Annotated in this window: 12 protein-coding genes; 3 read left to right on the forward strand and 9 right to left on the reverse strand. The window is 66.3% G+C overall.

Annotated elements, in window-relative coordinates; translation table 11 throughout:
• The first annotated feature begins 70 nt into the window (after positions 1–70).
• Positions 71–1537, forward strand: coding sequence for a pyruvate kinase (pyk, locus tag ASE90_RS03950; RefSeq protein WP_055996183.1), 1467 nt, complete (start codon positions 71–73; stop codon positions 1535–1537).
• 135 nt (positions 1538–1672) lie between these two features.
• Here pyk and ASE90_RS03955 read toward each other — a convergent pair whose 3' ends face one another.
• The 4 genes from ASE90_RS03955 to ASE90_RS03970 form a co-directional block, all read right to left on the reverse strand.
• Positions 1673–2458 (reverse strand): transglutaminase family protein, encoded by a 786-nt coding sequence (locus ASE90_RS03955; RefSeq protein ID WP_055996186.1) that lies wholly within the window; start codon positions 2456–2458, stop codon positions 1673–1675.
• Positions 2458–3390, reverse strand: coding sequence for an alpha-E domain-containing protein (locus ASE90_RS03960; RefSeq protein WP_200910782.1), 933 nt, complete (start codon positions 3388–3390; stop codon positions 2458–2460). The genes ASE90_RS03955 and ASE90_RS03960 overlap by 1 nt, the downstream gene beginning before the upstream one ends.
• 7 nt (positions 3391–3397) lie before the next feature.
• Positions 3398–4879, reverse strand: a complete 1482-nt coding sequence (locus ASE90_RS03965; RefSeq protein WP_055996190.1) for a circularly permuted type 2 ATP-grasp protein — start codon at positions 4877–4879, stop codon at positions 3398–3400.
• 77 nt (positions 4880–4956) lie between these two features.
• On the reverse strand, positions 4957–6987 hold the full coding sequence (locus tag ASE90_RS03970) for a protein-disulfide reductase DsbD family protein (RefSeq protein ID WP_055996193.1): 2031 nt from the start codon (positions 6985–6987) through the stop codon (positions 4957–4959).
• Between the two features lie 52 nt (positions 6988–7039).
• Between ASE90_RS03970 and ASE90_RS03975 the strand changes: the two genes are divergently transcribed.
• The gene (locus tag ASE90_RS03975) at positions 7040–8701 is read left to right on the forward strand and encodes an alkaline phosphatase family protein (RefSeq protein ID WP_055996196.1); all 1662 of its coding nucleotides are present in this window, start codon (positions 7040–7042) and stop codon (positions 8699–8701) included.
• 54 nt (positions 8702–8755) lie between these two features.
• Here the strand turns inward: ASE90_RS03975 and ASE90_RS03980 are convergent, their stop codons facing one another.
• The 5 genes from ASE90_RS03980 to ASE90_RS04000 all read right to left on the reverse strand — a co-directional run bounded on the left by ASE90_RS03980 (position 8756) and on the right by ASE90_RS04000 (position 15451).
• Complete coding sequence (locus ASE90_RS03980; protein ID WP_055996199.1) at positions 8756–9892, reverse strand: dienelactone hydrolase family protein; 1137 nt, start codon at positions 9890–9892, stop codon at positions 8756–8758.
• A gap of 157 nt (positions 9893–10049) precedes the next feature.
• On the reverse strand, positions 10050–10991 hold the full coding sequence (locus ASE90_RS03985; RefSeq protein WP_055996202.1) for a right-handed parallel beta-helix repeat-containing protein: 942 nt from the start codon (positions 10989–10991) through the stop codon (positions 10050–10052).
• A 99-nt stretch (positions 10992–11090) separates the two neighbouring features.
• Positions 11091–11369, reverse strand: coding sequence for an integration host factor subunit beta (locus tag ASE90_RS03990; RefSeq protein ID WP_055996205.1), 279 nt, complete (start codon positions 11367–11369; stop codon positions 11091–11093).
• A gap of 164 nt (positions 11370–11533) precedes the next feature.
• Positions 11534–13237, reverse strand: coding sequence for a 30S ribosomal protein S1 (gene rpsA, locus ASE90_RS03995; RefSeq protein WP_055996208.1), 1704 nt, complete (start codon positions 13235–13237; stop codon positions 11534–11536).
• 534 nt (positions 13238–13771) lie between these two features.
• The gene (locus ASE90_RS04000) at positions 13772–15451 is read right to left on the reverse strand and encodes a DEAD/DEAH box helicase (protein ID WP_055996211.1); all 1680 of its coding nucleotides are present in this window, start codon (positions 15449–15451) and stop codon (positions 13772–13774) included.
• Positions 15452–15627: 176 nt separating this feature from the next.
• Between ASE90_RS04000 and msrB the strand changes: the two genes are divergently transcribed.
• A complete protein-coding gene (msrB, locus tag ASE90_RS04005) occupies positions 15628–16113 on the forward strand; it encodes a peptide-methionine (R)-S-oxide reductase MsrB (RefSeq protein WP_055996214.1) in 486 nt (161 codons plus the stop codon).
• Positions 16114–16165 lie beyond the last annotated feature (52 nt).

Raw genomic sequence — 16165 nt, forward strand, 5'->3', positions numbered from 1 at the left:
CATTGGCCTCCAAGGTTGATCGTTTACGAATAAGGGCTAGAGGCAGGCGCGCAACGCCCGGAGAGTGATTATGACCAAGGCCATTAGCCCCCGTTCGCGCAAGGTTCGCGTTCTCGCCACGCTCGGTCCCGCCAGCAACACCCCGGAAATGATCGCGAAGCTGTATGAAGCCGGCGCCGATGCATTCCGGGTGAATATGAGCCATGGCGACCAGCAGTCGAAGATCGCGGTGATCGAGGCGATTCGCGGGCTGGAGCGCCAATATGGCCGCCCGACCACGATCCTCGCCGATCTGCAGGGACCCAAGCTGCGCGTCGGCCGCTTCGCCGAGGGCAAGGTGATGCTCGAAACCGGGCAGCGTTTCACGCTCGACCGGTCGAACGAGCCGGGCGATGCGACCCGCGTCGAATTGCCGCATCAGGAAATCTTTGCCGCGATCGCGCGCGATGCCCGTCTGCTGCTGGACGACGGCAAGCTGGTGTTGCGCGTGCTCGACCATGACGATCAGAAGATCGTCACCGAGGTCGTGGTCGGCGGCGCGCTGTCCAATTCGAAGGGGCTGAACGTCCCCGATGTGGTGCTGCCGATGGCGGCGCTGACGCCCAAGGATATTTCCGACCTGCACTTCGCGGTCGAACAGGGCGTCGACTGGATCGCGCTGTCGTTCGTGCAGCGGCCGGAGGATCTGGCGGAGGCGCGCAAGTTGATCCAGGGCAAGGCCGCACTGCTCGCCAAGATCGAGAAGCCGTCGGCGGTCGCGCGGCTGGAGGAGATCGTCGAGCAGTGCGACGGCGTGATGGTCGCGCGCGGCGATCTGGGCGTCGAATTGCCGCCGCAGTCGGTGCCGCCGCTGCAGAAGCGCATCGTCGAGACCGCCCGCCGCCTCGGCCGCCCGGTGGTCGTCGCGACGCAGATGCTCGAATCGATGATTACGTCACCCTCGCCGACCCGGGCGGAAGTGTCCGACGTCGCCACCGCCGTCTATGACGGTGCCGACGCGATCATGCTGTCGGCGGAAAGCGCCGCGGGCAGCTGGCCGGTCGAATCGGTCACGATGATGAACGACATCTCGCACGCGGTCGAACGAGACCCGGCGCATGGCGACCGCGTCCACTTCACCGTGCTGCGTCCCGATCCGACCACCGCCGACGCGCTGGCCGAAGCCGCCAAGAACATCGCGGCGACGGTCGATGCGAAGGCGATCCTGTGCTTCACCAAATCGGGTTCGACCGCGCGCCGGATCGCGCGCGAGCGTCCGGCGGTGCCGATCATGGTACTGACCCCGCAGATCGATACCGCACGCCGGCTGGGGCTGTTGTGGGGTGTCCACGCTGTCCATACGCGGGATGTCGCGTCGTTCGAGGAAATGGTGGCCAAGGCCAAGCGCATGGTGCTGCGTCACAATATCGCGGGTGCCGGCGACCGCGTCGTCGTCTGCGCGGGCGTGCCGTTCGGGACGCCGGGGTCGACCAACGTGCTGCACGTCGTGCAGATCGTCGGCGACGAATTGAAGAACTACAAAAAAGCCGAGGCGTAAGCTGCAATTCCTCCCCGGCAAGGGGAGGGAAATCATTGCCGAAGGCGATGGTGGAGGGGGCGCTCCACGAGCGATCCGTACGCGGAAATCTCCCTTCGCCAGCGTCGCCGGTCCCCCTCCCAGTGCCGGGGGGGGTTACGCCTCTTCTACCCGTACATCGACGTCGAGCACCTCGTCGCCCGCGCCCATCCGCACCCCAGCGATCGGCGCGGCCGCAGCGGCGTCCAGCGCCACCGCGACGCGGATATGATCGAGGCCCGATCGGCCACCCATAGCGGGGTCGAACGCATACCAGCCGTCCGCCACGAACGCCTCAGCCCAAGCATGCGGCGCGGCAGTACGGCGCGCGTCATCGCCCGACAGGCTGTACCCCGACACATAGCGCGCAGGAACGCCCTGTGCGCGGGCAGCGGCGACGAAGATCTGCGCCATGTCACGCGGCGACAGCCGGTCGTCCGCCGTCGCGTCGACCGCGCTGCGGATCGTCGGCGTGGGTCGCCGGTCGAGCGGCCAACGGGCATGGATCGCCGCCGCCAGCGCCGTCATCGCCGCCAGATCATTGCCTGTCGCCAGCGCGGCGATCGCGTCATCGGCGATCGTCAGCGGCGTCGTCCGCAGGAACAGATCGGGCGGAAACGGTTCGTCGGTGCCCTCAATCGGCCCATCGCTCTCGCTCAACAGCGCTTCGCCGGTGACGATCAGGTTCAGCGTCTCGACCGGCCCCTCGGCATACAACATCCGCGTCCGATTGCCGTAGCCGTCGATGCTCTCGCGCAACCGCGCGTCGCAGTCGACGTCGATCCGCCAGTTCACCACCGTCTGCTGACTGGTATCGCCGGGGAACAGGCGCAGCAGCTGGACGATGCGCGCCTGCGGTTCGGTGAAGTGATAGTGCGTTTCGTGTTGGACCGACAGCCGCATCAGATGAAGCGGAACTGGCGGGCGATCGCGGCGTCGAGCATCGCATTCTCCCGGATGAAAGCGGTCAGATATTCGTGGAGGCCGTTGACGATGACCTCATGCGCGCGGGTCTTCTGCATCCGCGCCAGCCGGGCACGCGCCATGCGATCGGCCTCCCCCTGAAAGCCGGTGCGCTTGCCCAGCATGTTGAGCATATCGACCGTTTCATCGACGCACGCTGCCAGACTGCGCGGCACCTCGCCCCGCGACAGCAGCAGCTCGATGACGCTGGCCGGCTTCAATCCGTCACTGTAGAGCCAGCGATAGGCGGTGACCGCCGACACGGTCTGCAGGATCGTCGTCCATTGATCGCGGTCGATCGCACCACCGATCCGCTCCCCCTCGGGCAGCAACAGGTGATATTTGACGTCGATCAGTCGCGCGGTGTTGTCGGCCCGCTCGATCGCAGCACCCAGTTGCACGAACCACGTCGCCTCGTTCTTCATCATGCGCTGGACCGCGCCTTCGAAGCCTCGCGCCTCGGCCTTGATCGCCTCGACCAAGTCGAGAATGTCCTCGCCCTCCTCGCCGCGCGGCGCGTTGAAGACGATCCAGGCGCGATTGATCGCGGTCCATGCGTCGCGGGTCAGCGCGGTGCGCACCGCCTTCGCATTGTTGCGGGCGGCGTCGAGGCACCACAGGATAGACCCCGGATGGCTGCGGTCGCAGGTCAGGAACCGCGCGACCGATGCCTGTCCGACCGGCTGGTCCGTCGCGGCGAAACTGTCCTCGGTATAGCTGACCGCCAGCGCGCTGGCCCATGCCGCATCGCCCGCCGGGCGCGACGACAGCGCGTCGAGCCGCACCGTCGCCTCGACCAGCCGTGCGAGAAAATCGGCGCGTTCGACATAGCGGCCAAGCCAGTAGAGCGAGGCGGCGGTACGGGAGAGCATCGCCATGTCAGCGTCCCCCCTGCGACTGGGTCATGCCGCCCAACGTCTGCGACTGCATCGGCGGATCGTCCATCAGCACGAAACTGTCCTTGGTCCCGCCGCCTTGGCTGGAATTGACGACCAGCGACCCTTCCTTCAGCGCGACGCGGGTCAGGCCGCCCGGCACGACCTGTATCTTGTCGGCACCGGTCAGCACGAACGGACGGAAGTCGACATGGCGGGGTGCCAGCCCGGCATCGGTCAGTGTCGGCACCGTCGATAGCGCCAGCGTCGGCTGCGCGATGTAGCGCTGCGGCTCGGCGATCAGCGCGCGGCGGAAATTCTCGATCTCCGCCTTCGACGCGGTCGGTCCGACGAGCATGCCATAGCCGCCCGATCCATCGACCAGCTTCACCACCACTTCGCCCAGATGGTCGAGGACATATTTCAGCGCGTCGGGCTCGCGGCAGCGCCACGTCTCGACATTGGGGAGCAAAGGCTCGCTCTCCGCGTAGAATTTCACGATCTCGGGCATGTAGCTGTAGATCGCCTTGTCATCGGCAATGCCGTTGCCCGGCGCGTTGACCAGCGCGACGTTGCCCGCGCGATAGGCGGCGATCAGCCCCGGTACGCCCAACAGCGAATCGGGCCGGAACACGACGGGGTCGATGAAGTCGTCGTCGATCCGGCGATAGATCACGTCGACCCGGACCCGCCCGGCGATGGTCTGCATCCACACCACATCGCCATCGACGACCAGATCGGCCGGCTCGACCAGTTCGATCCCCATCGAATCGGCGAGGAAACTGTGTTCGTAATAGGCAGAATTGAAATGCCCCGGTGTCAGCACCACGCAATTGGGATGCGCGCCGGCACCCGGCGGTGCGACCGATCGCATCGTTTCGAGCAACAGGTCGGGATAGCTGTCGACCGCCGCCACCCGGAAATTGCGGAACAGTTCGGGGCACAGCCGGATCATCGCCTCGCGATTCTCCAGCATGTACGACACGCCCGACGGCGTACGGGCATTGTCCTCCAGCACGAAGAATTCGTCCGGCCCGGTCCGTACCAGATCGATGCCGCAAATATGCGCCCACACGCCGTGCGGCGGCCGGATGCCGGCGATTTCAGGACGGAATTGGGCGTTACCGAAGATCAGGTCGGCGGGCAGCACGCCGGCTTTCAGAATACGGCGCTCGCCGTAGATATCGTCGAGGAACGCATTGATCGCCTGCGTCCGCTGAATCAGCCCCTGGGACAGGCGGGTCCATTCGTCGGCCTTGAACACGCGCGGCACGATGTCGAACGGAATGATCCGCTCGGCCGCCTCGCTCTCGCCATAGACGGCAAAGGTGATGCCGAGCTGGCGGAAGGTCGCCTCGGCCGATTGCAGGCGTCGTTTCAACTCGTGCGGCGGCACCTCGCGCATCCACCGCGCCAGAGCCGCAAGGTCAGCGCGCGGATTGTCCGGCCCACCATGTCCCCAGATTTCATCGAACGCTTGCCCCATTCGTCCCCCAACGCCGCCTGCCGCTAATTTCTCCCTATGCTGCGTTGCGAAGCGCGCGCTGGCAAGCAAGTTCGGGGTCAGGAGACGATATCGGTGAGGGTCGCCGGTGTAAGTACCTGCGGCAGAACCCGGGCATCGCGGCTGCCCGGTGCATAAAATAGATACAGCGGTACGCCGGCGCGGTTATGCGCCTCGATGAAACGGCCCAGCACCGGGTCGCCATCGGTCCAGTCGCCGACCAGCACCTTCACGCCGCCCTTGCCGAACGCGTCCGCGACCACTCGAGTCTCGATCGCGGCACGTTCGTTGACCTTGCACGTGAGGCACCAGTCTGCGGTGAAATAGGCGAAGACCGGCTTGCCCTCGGCCCGCAGCGACGCCAGTCGCGCCTCGCTGAACGGTTCGGCCCCGGCGATGCCGGTCGGTGCGGCACCGGCGGGCGGCGCGCGATGCACCAGCATGGCCGAACCGACCGCAAGCACTAGCGCCGCCAGACCCGGCCACCATGGCCGATCGAGCCCGCGCAACTGCCGCCGTCCGGTCCACCACAGGCCGAGCGCCGCCACCAGCAGCGCCGCCAGTCCCGTCGCCATCCCGTCGACCCCCGCCTGTCGCCCCAATATCCATGCCAGCGCCAGCGCCGTCAGGAACATCGGCACCGACAGGCATTTGCGGAACACGTCCATCCACGCACCCGGTCGCGGCAGGCGACGGCGCAGCGCCGGCACGAAGCCGAGCAGCAGGAACGGCAGCGCCAGCCCGAAGCCCAGCCCGGCGAACACCGCCATCGCCGCGACCGGCGGCAGGACCAGCGCCGATCCCAGCGCTGCGCCCATGAACGGCCCGGTGCACGGCGTCGCGACGAACGCGGCCAGCGCGCCGGTCGCGAACGCCCCGCCCCGCCCGCTGCGTGCCCCCACCTGCGGCGTCGGGAGTTCGAACAGCCCGGCAAGGTTCAGCGCGATGCCGCCGGTCAGCACCAGCAACAGCAGCACGACCCGCGGATCGGTCAGCTGAAACGCCCAGCCCGCCGCCACCCCCGCCGCCCGGATCGCGAGCAGCACACCGCCGAGCAGCAGGCACATCGCCACGGCACCGGCGGTGTACGCCACCCCCTCCGCGCGCGCATGGGACGCCGACTCGCCCGATCGGGCAAGGCTTAACGCCTTCAGGCTCAGGATCGGAAAGACGCACGGCATGATGTTGAGCAGCAACCCGCCCAGCAACGCCCCGGCAAAGGCGATCAGCGCGGCGCGGATCGGTGCCGGTTCGGCGGGCGCGGCGACGACCCCCGGTGTCGCGCGAATCTCGAACCCCTGACCTTGTCCGGTCGCCAGCACGCCTTCGAGGACCGCCGGACGCCCGGTGCCTTTCGTCGCGACGACGATCGCGTCGCCGTCGCGCCGGATCGTCTGCGGCGCGTCATAATCGACGGCATCCTCGGTCAGCGGAAAGAAATAGGCAGTGCTGATTGCGACATCGGCCGGGAACGGCACCCGCAACCGCAGTTGCTCGCCGGGCTGGAACACGGCCGGCGATCCGATCGGTTTGGGCAGGGCCCGCCGCCAGCCGTCGAACGCCGCACGCCGTGCCGGATCGATCACACCGTCGCCGATAGTCAGATCGGCGGTCAGCACCGCCTTTTCCGGCACGCAGATTTCCCGGGTGCAGACCAGATAATCGATCGCCAGCCGGATCGGCAGCCTCGTACCGACGGCCAGTCCGGCCGGCACCCGCAGTTCGGTCAGTAACGTCCAAGGGCGTTCATAGACGTAGTTCATGATGCCTGCAACGGTCAGCCGTTCGGGCACCGGATAGCGAAGGTCGCCGAAGCTCGCGCCGGCCGGCAACGTCCAGTTGAGCCGCGGCTGGGTCCCCACCGCACCCGGATTCTGCCAATAGCCGTGCCAGCCGGCATCGGGCACCGACACCAGCGCGATCGCGACGCCCGATCCGGCAGCGGGCGAGTCGCTTTCGGCGACGATCCGCATCTGCACGTGACGCTGCCCCGGAACCTGCGCCGCCGCCGGCCCGGTACCAAGGACCAGCGCCAGCAGCCCCGCGAGCAACAAGGCGATTCGACCCGATACTATTCTTGCTGCTGTCATGGTCGGGGAGTAGCGGAGTTCCAGGACGGATGCACCGTCCGCGGAGTACCCGATGCGCCTCGTTTCCCTTGCCGCGCTGTTGCTGGCAACCGCTACCCCCGCGCTGGCGCAGACCGCCGCGCCTGCCGCCGCCGATCCGGCCCCGCCGACCTATCCGGCGACCCCGCCCAAGCTGATCGTCGCGATCTCGGTCGATCAATTCTCGGCCGATCTGTTCGCCGAATATCGCGGTCGGTTCACCGGCGGTTTCGCCCGGTTGCTGCAGGGGGTGGTATTCCCGTCGGGATATCAGAGCCATGCCGCGACCGAGACCTGCCCCGGCCATTCGACGATCCTCACCGGATCGCGTCCGTCGCGCACCGGCATCATCGCCAATGACTGGATCGACCAGCGCAGCAACACCCGTCCGGGGTTCAAGGTCTATTGCGCGGAAGACGAACGCGTCCCCGGGTCGACCTTCGACAACTACACGGTGTCCGACGCGCACCTGATGGTGCCGACGCTCGGCGAACGCATGAAGGCGGCCGATCCGCGGACCCGCGTCGTGTCGGTCGCGGGCAAGGACCGCGCGGCGGTGATGATGGGCGGCCACAAGGTCGACGAACTCTGGTGGTTCGGCAAGGACGGCTTCGTCAGCTATGCCGGCCGGGCGATGCCGCCAGTCGTGGCCCGCGCCAACGCCGCCGTCGCCACGCGGATCGCGACCGCACAGCCGGCGATGACGCTGCCCACCTTCTGCCAGCCGCTGGCCCGCGCGGTACGGGTCGGCGACAAGACCGTCGGCACCGGCCGGTTCGAACGCGCGGCGGGCGACGTCGCCAATTTCCGTCGGTCGCCCGAATATGACGCGGCGGTGCTGGCACTTGCCGCCGGGCTGATCCAGGATATGAAACTGGGTCAGGGTCCGCAGACCGACATCATCTCGATCGGCGCGTCGGCCACCGACTATGTCGGCCATGGCTATGGCACCGAGGGCAGCGAGATGTGCCTGCAACTGACCTCGCTCGACCAGAGCCTCGGCGAATTTTTCCGCGTGCTCGATGCGACCGGCTTCGACTATCAGGTCGTGCTGACCGCCGATCATGGCGGCAGCGACGCCAGCGAGCGGCTGGCACATCACGCCGTACCCGACGCGGTGCGCCTCGACGGTGACTTCACCGTCGAACGCATCGGCAAGGCGATCGGCGAGAAGCTGAAGATCGCCGGTCCGGTGCTGTTCGGCGGAGTGAATGGCGATGTCTGGTACGACATCAAGCTGACGGCGGCGCAGAAGGCTGCGGTCGAACGCGAGGCGATCGCCATGTTCGCCGCCCATCCGCAAACGCAGGCGGTGTTCACCCGCGCGCAGATCCTCGCGACGACGGTGCCGAACACGCCGCCCGAAACATGGTCGCTGATCGAACGGGCCCGCGCATCCTATTATCCGGCGCGCTCGGGCGATCTCCTGGTCGCGATGAAGCCGCGCGTGCTGACCATCCCGCACCCGGTCGCCGGCACCTCCGTCGCGACGCATGGCAGCTTCTGGGACTATGACCGCCGTGTGCCGATCCTGTTCTGGCGAAAGGGTCAGGGCGGGTTCGAGGAGCCGTTCGGCGTCGAGACCGTCGACATCCTGCCGACGCTGGCCGCGACGATCCGCCTGCCGGTGGCGAAGAACGAGATCGACGGCCGTTGCCTCGACCTCGATCCGGGCGAGGGAACGACCTGCCGGTAATCGTCCGGCATCGGAGGACCATCCGTCGGGGACGATGCCGGACGGATGGTTCGATCAGGGCAGCGTCACCGACGCCGTCGCTGCCGACGACGGATCGAGCCGATCCTGCAACGACTGGACGATCGCCGCCGCCGTCCGTTGCACCCTGCCGTCGAACACTTCGCGACCATTGACGACGATCCGCACCCGCTGGTCGAGATTCAACAGCCGGTCGGACAGGCGGACGACCGTTCCGGCAGGGACGCTGCCGGTCAGCGTGATCGTCTGCCCCTTTACCACGGCCTCGATCCGGTCGCCTGCCTTCGCCGCCGCCGCATTGGGAATGCGAAGCCAGTAGAAGCGGTCGTGCGTGACATCGTCCTGCACCCACACGATCCGGTTCGGCCACGGATTGCGGGTGAACTGCGCCATCCAGGGCAGCGCCTCCGCATCCTTCCGGTTCATCCAGTGAGGCAGTCCCGGATAGATGCGCGTCATCGATACATAACCGCCCGGATCGGCGGCGTGGAGCCGCTCCAGCTCCGCCCCGCGCTCGGCAGCGATTCGGTTGCGATCATAGGCACTGTCCGCGCCACCCATGAAGATCGCGAACGGCAGGTTGCGGAGCGACGCGACCCCCGCCTCGTTCGGATGCCCCGCCATCATCGCCGCCGCCGCGAAACGATCGGCCATGCGCGGTGCCAATTGCCACACGCCATCGCCGCCCGCCGAATAGCCCATCAAATAGACGCGATCGGGATCGACTCCGTTGATCGCGACCTGCGCATCGATCAGTTGCTGGAACAGCGGGTCGATCTGCGGCTCATGCCACAAATTCCACGTATCGGTCGGTGCCCGCGGCGCGAGATAGATGCCCTCCGCCGGTTGATACAGGGTGATCTGGTTGCGCCACTGCTGATCGTTGACCGCCGGTGGCGCGTTGCCGCCGCCGTGCATCGATATCCACAGGCTGCGTTTGCCGAACGGCGCGTTGCCGAACGACCGGCTTTCCCAGCGCAGCGTCCGGTCGCCGATCGTGATCGCCTTCGTGTCCATCGCCGACTTTGCCGACGCGGCCACTTCCCGCGTCCGGGCAGCCGCGATCAAATCGATCGCCGTCTTCGCTTCGCGTCGAGACAGCGGCCGATGCAGCGCCGGCGCGTCCGCGTTCCTCTTGCCCGCACCGGTGAGCCAGTCGGACAGCGCGTTCAACGAATGGGCCGGCGGCGATTTGGAGGAAGCCGCAACCGGTATGGTCAGGAGGAGCAACGGAGCGAGAAGAGAATGTATACGCATGCGATACGCCTACTGGCTATCAGACCGATGTCGAGGCGAAAGCACTGCACCATTTGGGTGACGTTGCTGGCTGTCACCGCCGTTCGAACTTGCGCACCCCCGGTCCCAGGCGATTCACGCCGATGGCGACGCCGTCGCCGGTATAGTCGGCGACGAACGCCGGGCTCTTGGTCATGCCCGGGGCCAGTCGCGCGTCATTCTCCTCGACGCGCAGCCCATTGGCCGGAAATGTCCGCTTTTCCGCCCCCACGACGATGAAGCCGGTCCAATTCTCCTTCGCCTTGCCCTGTACGAAGGTGTTGCGCGCGATCAGCCCGGTCGCGCCTTCGGGCAGGTCGATCATGTAATTGGTCTTGGTGCCGCGGCTATCATCGAAGCTCGAATCGACGATCTCGATGCGGGGCGCGCGAATCTTGACGTAATGGCCGCCGGTGCCGCGTTCGAAGCGCGACCGCCGGATCGTGATCGAGCCGTTGTTGCTAAGATAGACCGAATGCGAGCAATCGACCGTCTCGTCGCATTGCCCCAGCCCGGCAAAGGTCGAGCGGTCGATCGTGATGCGCTGCTGCCCCTCGGGATTGCCGCCGAGAATCCCTTCCTGACTGTCGAGAAAGGTTGAGTTGGTGACTGTCAGGTCGCCGATTTCGGTCCGGATGCCTGCGCCATTGCCATCGGGTACGCGGATGCCACGAAAGATGATGCCGTCGACCGTCGACCGCCGTCCGCGCAGGACGAACGTCGCCTTTCCCTCGCACGCGCCGCCATCGAAGATGACGGTGCCCGGTACGCGGGCACGATAGGTGATGTCGCCGCCGGTCTGGACGGTGCAGTCGCGATAGGTGCCCGGCGCGATCAGGATCGTCGCGGTGTCATCGCGCACCGCCGTCACCGCGGCATCGATCGTGGCATAGCCGACACCGGTCTGCTCGATCACGAACGGCGCGGTGCGCTCCTGCGCCGGCAGCGGCGCGGCGGCAAGCAGCAGGATCAGGGGCGATACGATACGAACGTTCATCCGGCGAACCTCGACAATGTCGGACCCGCCATGCGCCGCCGCAGCGGTCGGCGGAAGCGCTAAATCAGCCCTGTCCCCGTCCCGCCGTGACACGCATGATCAGACGTTCAGCCGCGCGCGCATTTCCTTGCCCGGCTTGAAATAGGGCACGCGTTTCGCATCGACTTCGACCGCTTCGCCGGTGCGCGGATTGCGGCCGGTGCGGGCTTCGCGGGCACGGGTCGAAAAGGCACCGAAGCCGCGCAGTTCGACGCGCCCACCGGCATGGAGCCGTTCGGTAATGGTGTCGAAAAAGATCGAGACGATCCGTTCCACATCGCGCAGTGGCAGTGTCGGATTATCCTGCGCAACCTTTTGAACCAGTTCGGATCGGATCATCTTTTCCTCGGCAATCCAGATATCTACGCCAAAATTATCTCGGCTGGGCAACGAACGCCTACCCTGAATTTATTTGCGGCGACAATCCGCCTTTCGAATGAACGAAAAACGGGGCGCTCCAGTTTGGAGCACCCCGTCGATCGTCCTGCAAAGGAAGGCGAAGCTTACTTCTGCTCGCCCCGAGCCTTCAACGCTTCGCCGAGGATGTCGCCGAGCGACGCACCCGAGTCCGACGAACCGTACTGCGCAACGGCCTGCTTCTCTTCGGCGATCTGCATCGCCTTGATCGAGAAGGTCGGCTTCTTCGAACGATCGAAGCCGGTGACCATCGCGTCAAACTTCTGGCCGACCTGGAAACGCTCCGGACGCTGTTCGTCGCGGTCGCGGCCGAGATCGGTGCGCTTGATGAAGCCGGTCGCGCCATCGTCGCCCTGCTGCACTTCGAGGCCCGCATCGCGGACTTCGAGCACGGTCACGGTCACGATCGCACTCTTGTTCAGACGGTCGCCCGCCTGCGCCGCGACCGGGCCGCCACGCTCAAGCTGCTTCATGCCGAGCGAGATACGCTCCTTGTCCGGCTCGATCGCCAGCACGACGGCCTGAACCGTCTCGCCCTTGCGATGCAGGTTCAGCGCGTCTTCGCCCGAAATGCCCCATGCGATGTCCGACATGTGGACCATGCCGTCGACGTCGCCGTCCAGACCAATGAACAGGCCGAATTCGGTCGCGTTCTTGACTTCGCCCTCGACGGTCGAGCCGACGGGGTGATCCTCCGCGAACTTCTCCCACGGATTGGCCTGCGCCTGCTTGAGGCCCAGCGAGATGCGGCGCTTGTCCTGATCGACTTCGAGAACGATCACATCGACTTCCTGGCTGGTCGACACGATCTTGCCCGGATGGACGTTCTTCTTGGTCCAGCTCATTTCCGACACGTGGACCAGACCTTCGATGCCCGGCTCCAGTTCGACGAACGCACCATATTCGGTGATGTTCGTGACGCGGCCCGACAGCTTCGCGCCGACCGGATACTTGGCACCGGCGCCATCCCACGGATCGCTCTCAAGCTGCTTCATGCCGAGCGAGATGCGCTGCGTGTCGCGGTTGATGCGGATGATCTGAACCTTGACGGTGTCGCCGATGTTCAGGACTTCCGACGGGTGACCAACGCGCTTGTACGACAGGTCGGTGACGTGCAGCAGGCCGTCGATACCGCCGAGGTCGACGAACGCACCGTAATCGGTGATGTTCTTGACAACGCCGTCGATGACCTGACCTTCGGCCAGGCTCTGGATCAGGCCCGAACGCTGCTCGGCGCGGGTTTCTTCCAGCACGGCGCGACGCGACACGACGATGTTGCCGCGCTTGCGGTCCATCTTCAGGATCTGGAACGGCTGCGGAATGTCCATCAGCGGGGTGACGTCGCGCACCGGACGGATATCGACCTGCGAACCCGGCAGGAACGCAACGGCGCCCGACAGGTCGACCGTGAAGCCGCCCTTGACGCGACCGAAGATGACGCCCTCGACGCGGGCGGTCTTGGCGAATTCGGTTTCCAGCTTGTCCCACGCGGCTTCGCGACGGGCGCGGTCGCGGCTCAGCATCGCTTCGCCGTTCGAATTCTCTACGCGGTCGACATAGACTTCGACTTCGTCACCAACCTTCAGATCGGCCTTCTGACCCGGCGCAGCGAATTCGCGCAGCGGCACGCGGCCTTCGGACTTCAGGCCGACGTCGATGACGGCGAGGTCGTTTTCGATCCCGGTGACGGTGCCGATGACAACGCGGCCCTCGAAGCTTTCCGAGGCGCCGAACATGTCGTCGAGCATCGACGCGAAATCGTCACGGGTGGGATTTGCCATGCTGGCCATATAAATCTTGGTTCCTGAACGTACTGATTTCCGGCCGGCCGGTTGTCTCCGGCGGTCTTTGACCGGGATTGCCGCGCGCGCCGAATACGACACGCGGCATTCGGCGACCCCGTCGTCACGAAAGGCTTGCCCCGGCTATGCGGAAAGGGCGCGCAAGCACCCGGCCCTCGCGAGTCTGTGCTCGTCGAACCGGCGCGCCATACGCTTTTTGGGCGGAGGGTGCAACGGTTTGAGGTTCGCGCTCGGGTAGAAGAAGGGATTGGTTCACGCGAAGGCGCGAAGGCGCGAAGACGCGGAGAAGAAGCGCGAAGGTTGGATTTCGCGCAGAGGCGCGGAATCGCAGATAGGTTGCGATCGCGGCGACGTCCTGCCGCGCCAGCGGCTGTCATCTATAGTTGCAGCGATATCGAAAGGCTGTGCCGGACAACCATCCGCCGTCCACCACGCAACCCCCTCTGCGACTCCGCGCCTTCGCGCGAAATCCAACCTTCTGCCCTTACCTTCGCGTCTTCGCGCCTTCGCGTGAAAACAAGATCACCCGCGCCGCGCGCCCGGCCGATACGGTTTTGCCGAATGCCGCGGCGGTGCGCTGTTCGTGCGCCGCTGCGGCGCGGCGGGCGGGCCGGCCATCTGTTCGAACATCAGATCGTCATCGGGCGTCGCGGTGCGCTTGACCGATGCGACGAACTTGCCGGCGATCGCCTTGGGAATTTCGAACGCCGACTCGTCGTTGCCGATGCGGATCGCACCGATCTCGCTTTTGGTAATGTGACCGCGGCGGCACAGCAGCGGCAACAACCAGCGCGGATCGGCATTGTGACGGCGGCCGACATTCATGCGGAACCACACCGTATCCTCGAAGCCCGGACGCGGCCCTTCCGGACGCTCCCGCCGTTCGGGTGCACCGGCTGCCGACAATTCCTCGGGCGCGGGCAGCTTGGCGCGATAGGCGCGAACCAGCAACGCCGCAATATCCTCGGGCGACTTCTCGGTCAGCAACCGCGCACCCAGCTCGACATCGGCCTCGTCGAATTCGACCGGCTCCGCCAGCTTGGCGAGCAGGCGCTCGCGATCGGCGGCATGGATCTGTTCGGGCGTCGGCACGCCGATCCATTCGGCGTTGATCTTCGCATCGCGCAACAGCCCTTCGACCCGGCGACGACGCTGGAACGGCACGATCAGCGCAGCAATCCCCTTCTTGCCCGCACGACCGGTCCGACCCGACCGGTGCTGCAACGCCTCGGCATCGCGCGGCAGTTCGACGTGGACGACGAGGCTCAGCGACGGCAGATCGATCCCGCGCGCGGCGACGTCGGTCGCGACGCAGACGCGGGCGCGGCGGTCGCGCAGTGCCTGCAACGCGTGATTGCGCTCCGACTGCGAATGCTCACCCGACAGCGCCACCGCGTCGAAACCGCGCTCGACCAGATTGGCGTGCAGGTGCCGCACCGCCTCACGCGTCGCGCAGAACAGGAACGCGGTGTCCGGTTCGTGCAGGCGCAGCAGGTTGACGACCGCATTCTCGATATCGTTCGGGGCGACGGTCATCGCCTGATAGCTGATGTCGCCATGGCCCCGCTCCGCCTCGCGCGTGTCGATGCGGAACGCGTCCTTCTGGTACCGCTTGGCCAGCGCGACGATCGGCTTGGCCAGCGTCGCCGAGAACAGCATCGTGCGGCGTTCGGCGGGCGTACGGTCCAAAATCCCTTCGAGATCCTCGCGAAAGCCCATGTCGAGCATCTCGTCGGCTTCATCGAGGATCGCGACCTTCAGGCTCGACAGGTCGAGCGCCCCGCGTTCGATATGATCGCGCAGCCGGCCCGGCGTCCCCACCACGATGTGCGTGCCGTGGCTCAGGTTGCGGCGTTCGCGCGCCGCGTCCATGCCGCCGACGCACGACACGATGCGCGCGCCGTTCTCGCCATATAGCCACTGCAGTTCGCGCGCGACCTGCAACGCGAGTTCGCGGGTCGGAGCGATGGCCAGCGCGAGCGGCGCGCCGGCGCGCGGCATCTTGTCGTCGGCGTCGAGCAGGTCGCGCGCCATGGCAAGGCCGAAGGCAACGGTCTTGCCCGATCCGGTCTGGGCGGACACGAGCAGGTCGCGTCCCTCGGCTTCGGGGGTAAGGACGGCCGCCTGCACGGCGGTCGGGGATTCATAGCCGCGCGCGGAAAGCGCCGCGGCTAACGGTTCGGGCAACGTCGAAAAAGGCATAAAGCGCCAAATGGCCCCAAATTGCGGCCACTACAAGGCCAAGACGGCGGCTTCACACCAATGCATGTAGCGTGACGTGCAAATTCCCGGCTGCTGCCGGTTCGGTCGGGAAGCGTACACGCGCCGTTGTCGGCTCCGGCGCGGCCACCCACATCGGTCTTTCGAAAGGAATTTTCATGTCGATCGATCGCCGCCGCCTGCTGGAACTGACCGGATTATCGGGACTTGCCGCCCTGATCGGTTGCGCGCCCGAGACAAGCGAGGCCGCGCCCGGTTTTCCGTTCAAGCTGACCGATGCGCAGTGGAAGGCCCGTCTGACACCCGCACAATATAATGTATTGCGCCAGGAAGGGACCGAGCGCCCCTATAGCAGCCCGCTGAACGGCGAGAAGCGCAAGGGACAGTTCGCCTGCGTCGGGTGCGGCCATCCATTGTTCGCGTCGATGACCAAGTTCGAAAGCGGGACCGGCTGGCCCAGCTTCTACGCACCGCTGAACGGCGCGGTGGCGACCGCGACCGATCGCTCGATGCTGATGACCCGGATCGAAGTGCGGTGCGCACGCTGCGGCGGACATCTCGGCCATGTGTTCGACGACGGCCCCAGGCCGACCGGCAAACGCTATTGCATGAACGGCGTGGCGATGACCTTCCGCCCGGCCTGAAACGGCGCACGGCCCGCAATACCGGTCGGTACGGCGGGCCGTGCAGCAGTTC

The sequence above is a fragment of the Sphingomonas sp. Leaf67 genome, from assembly GCF_001421965.1.
In the GTDB taxonomy this organism is placed as follows: domain Bacteria; phylum Pseudomonadota; class Alphaproteobacteria; order Sphingomonadales; family Sphingomonadaceae; genus Sphingomonas.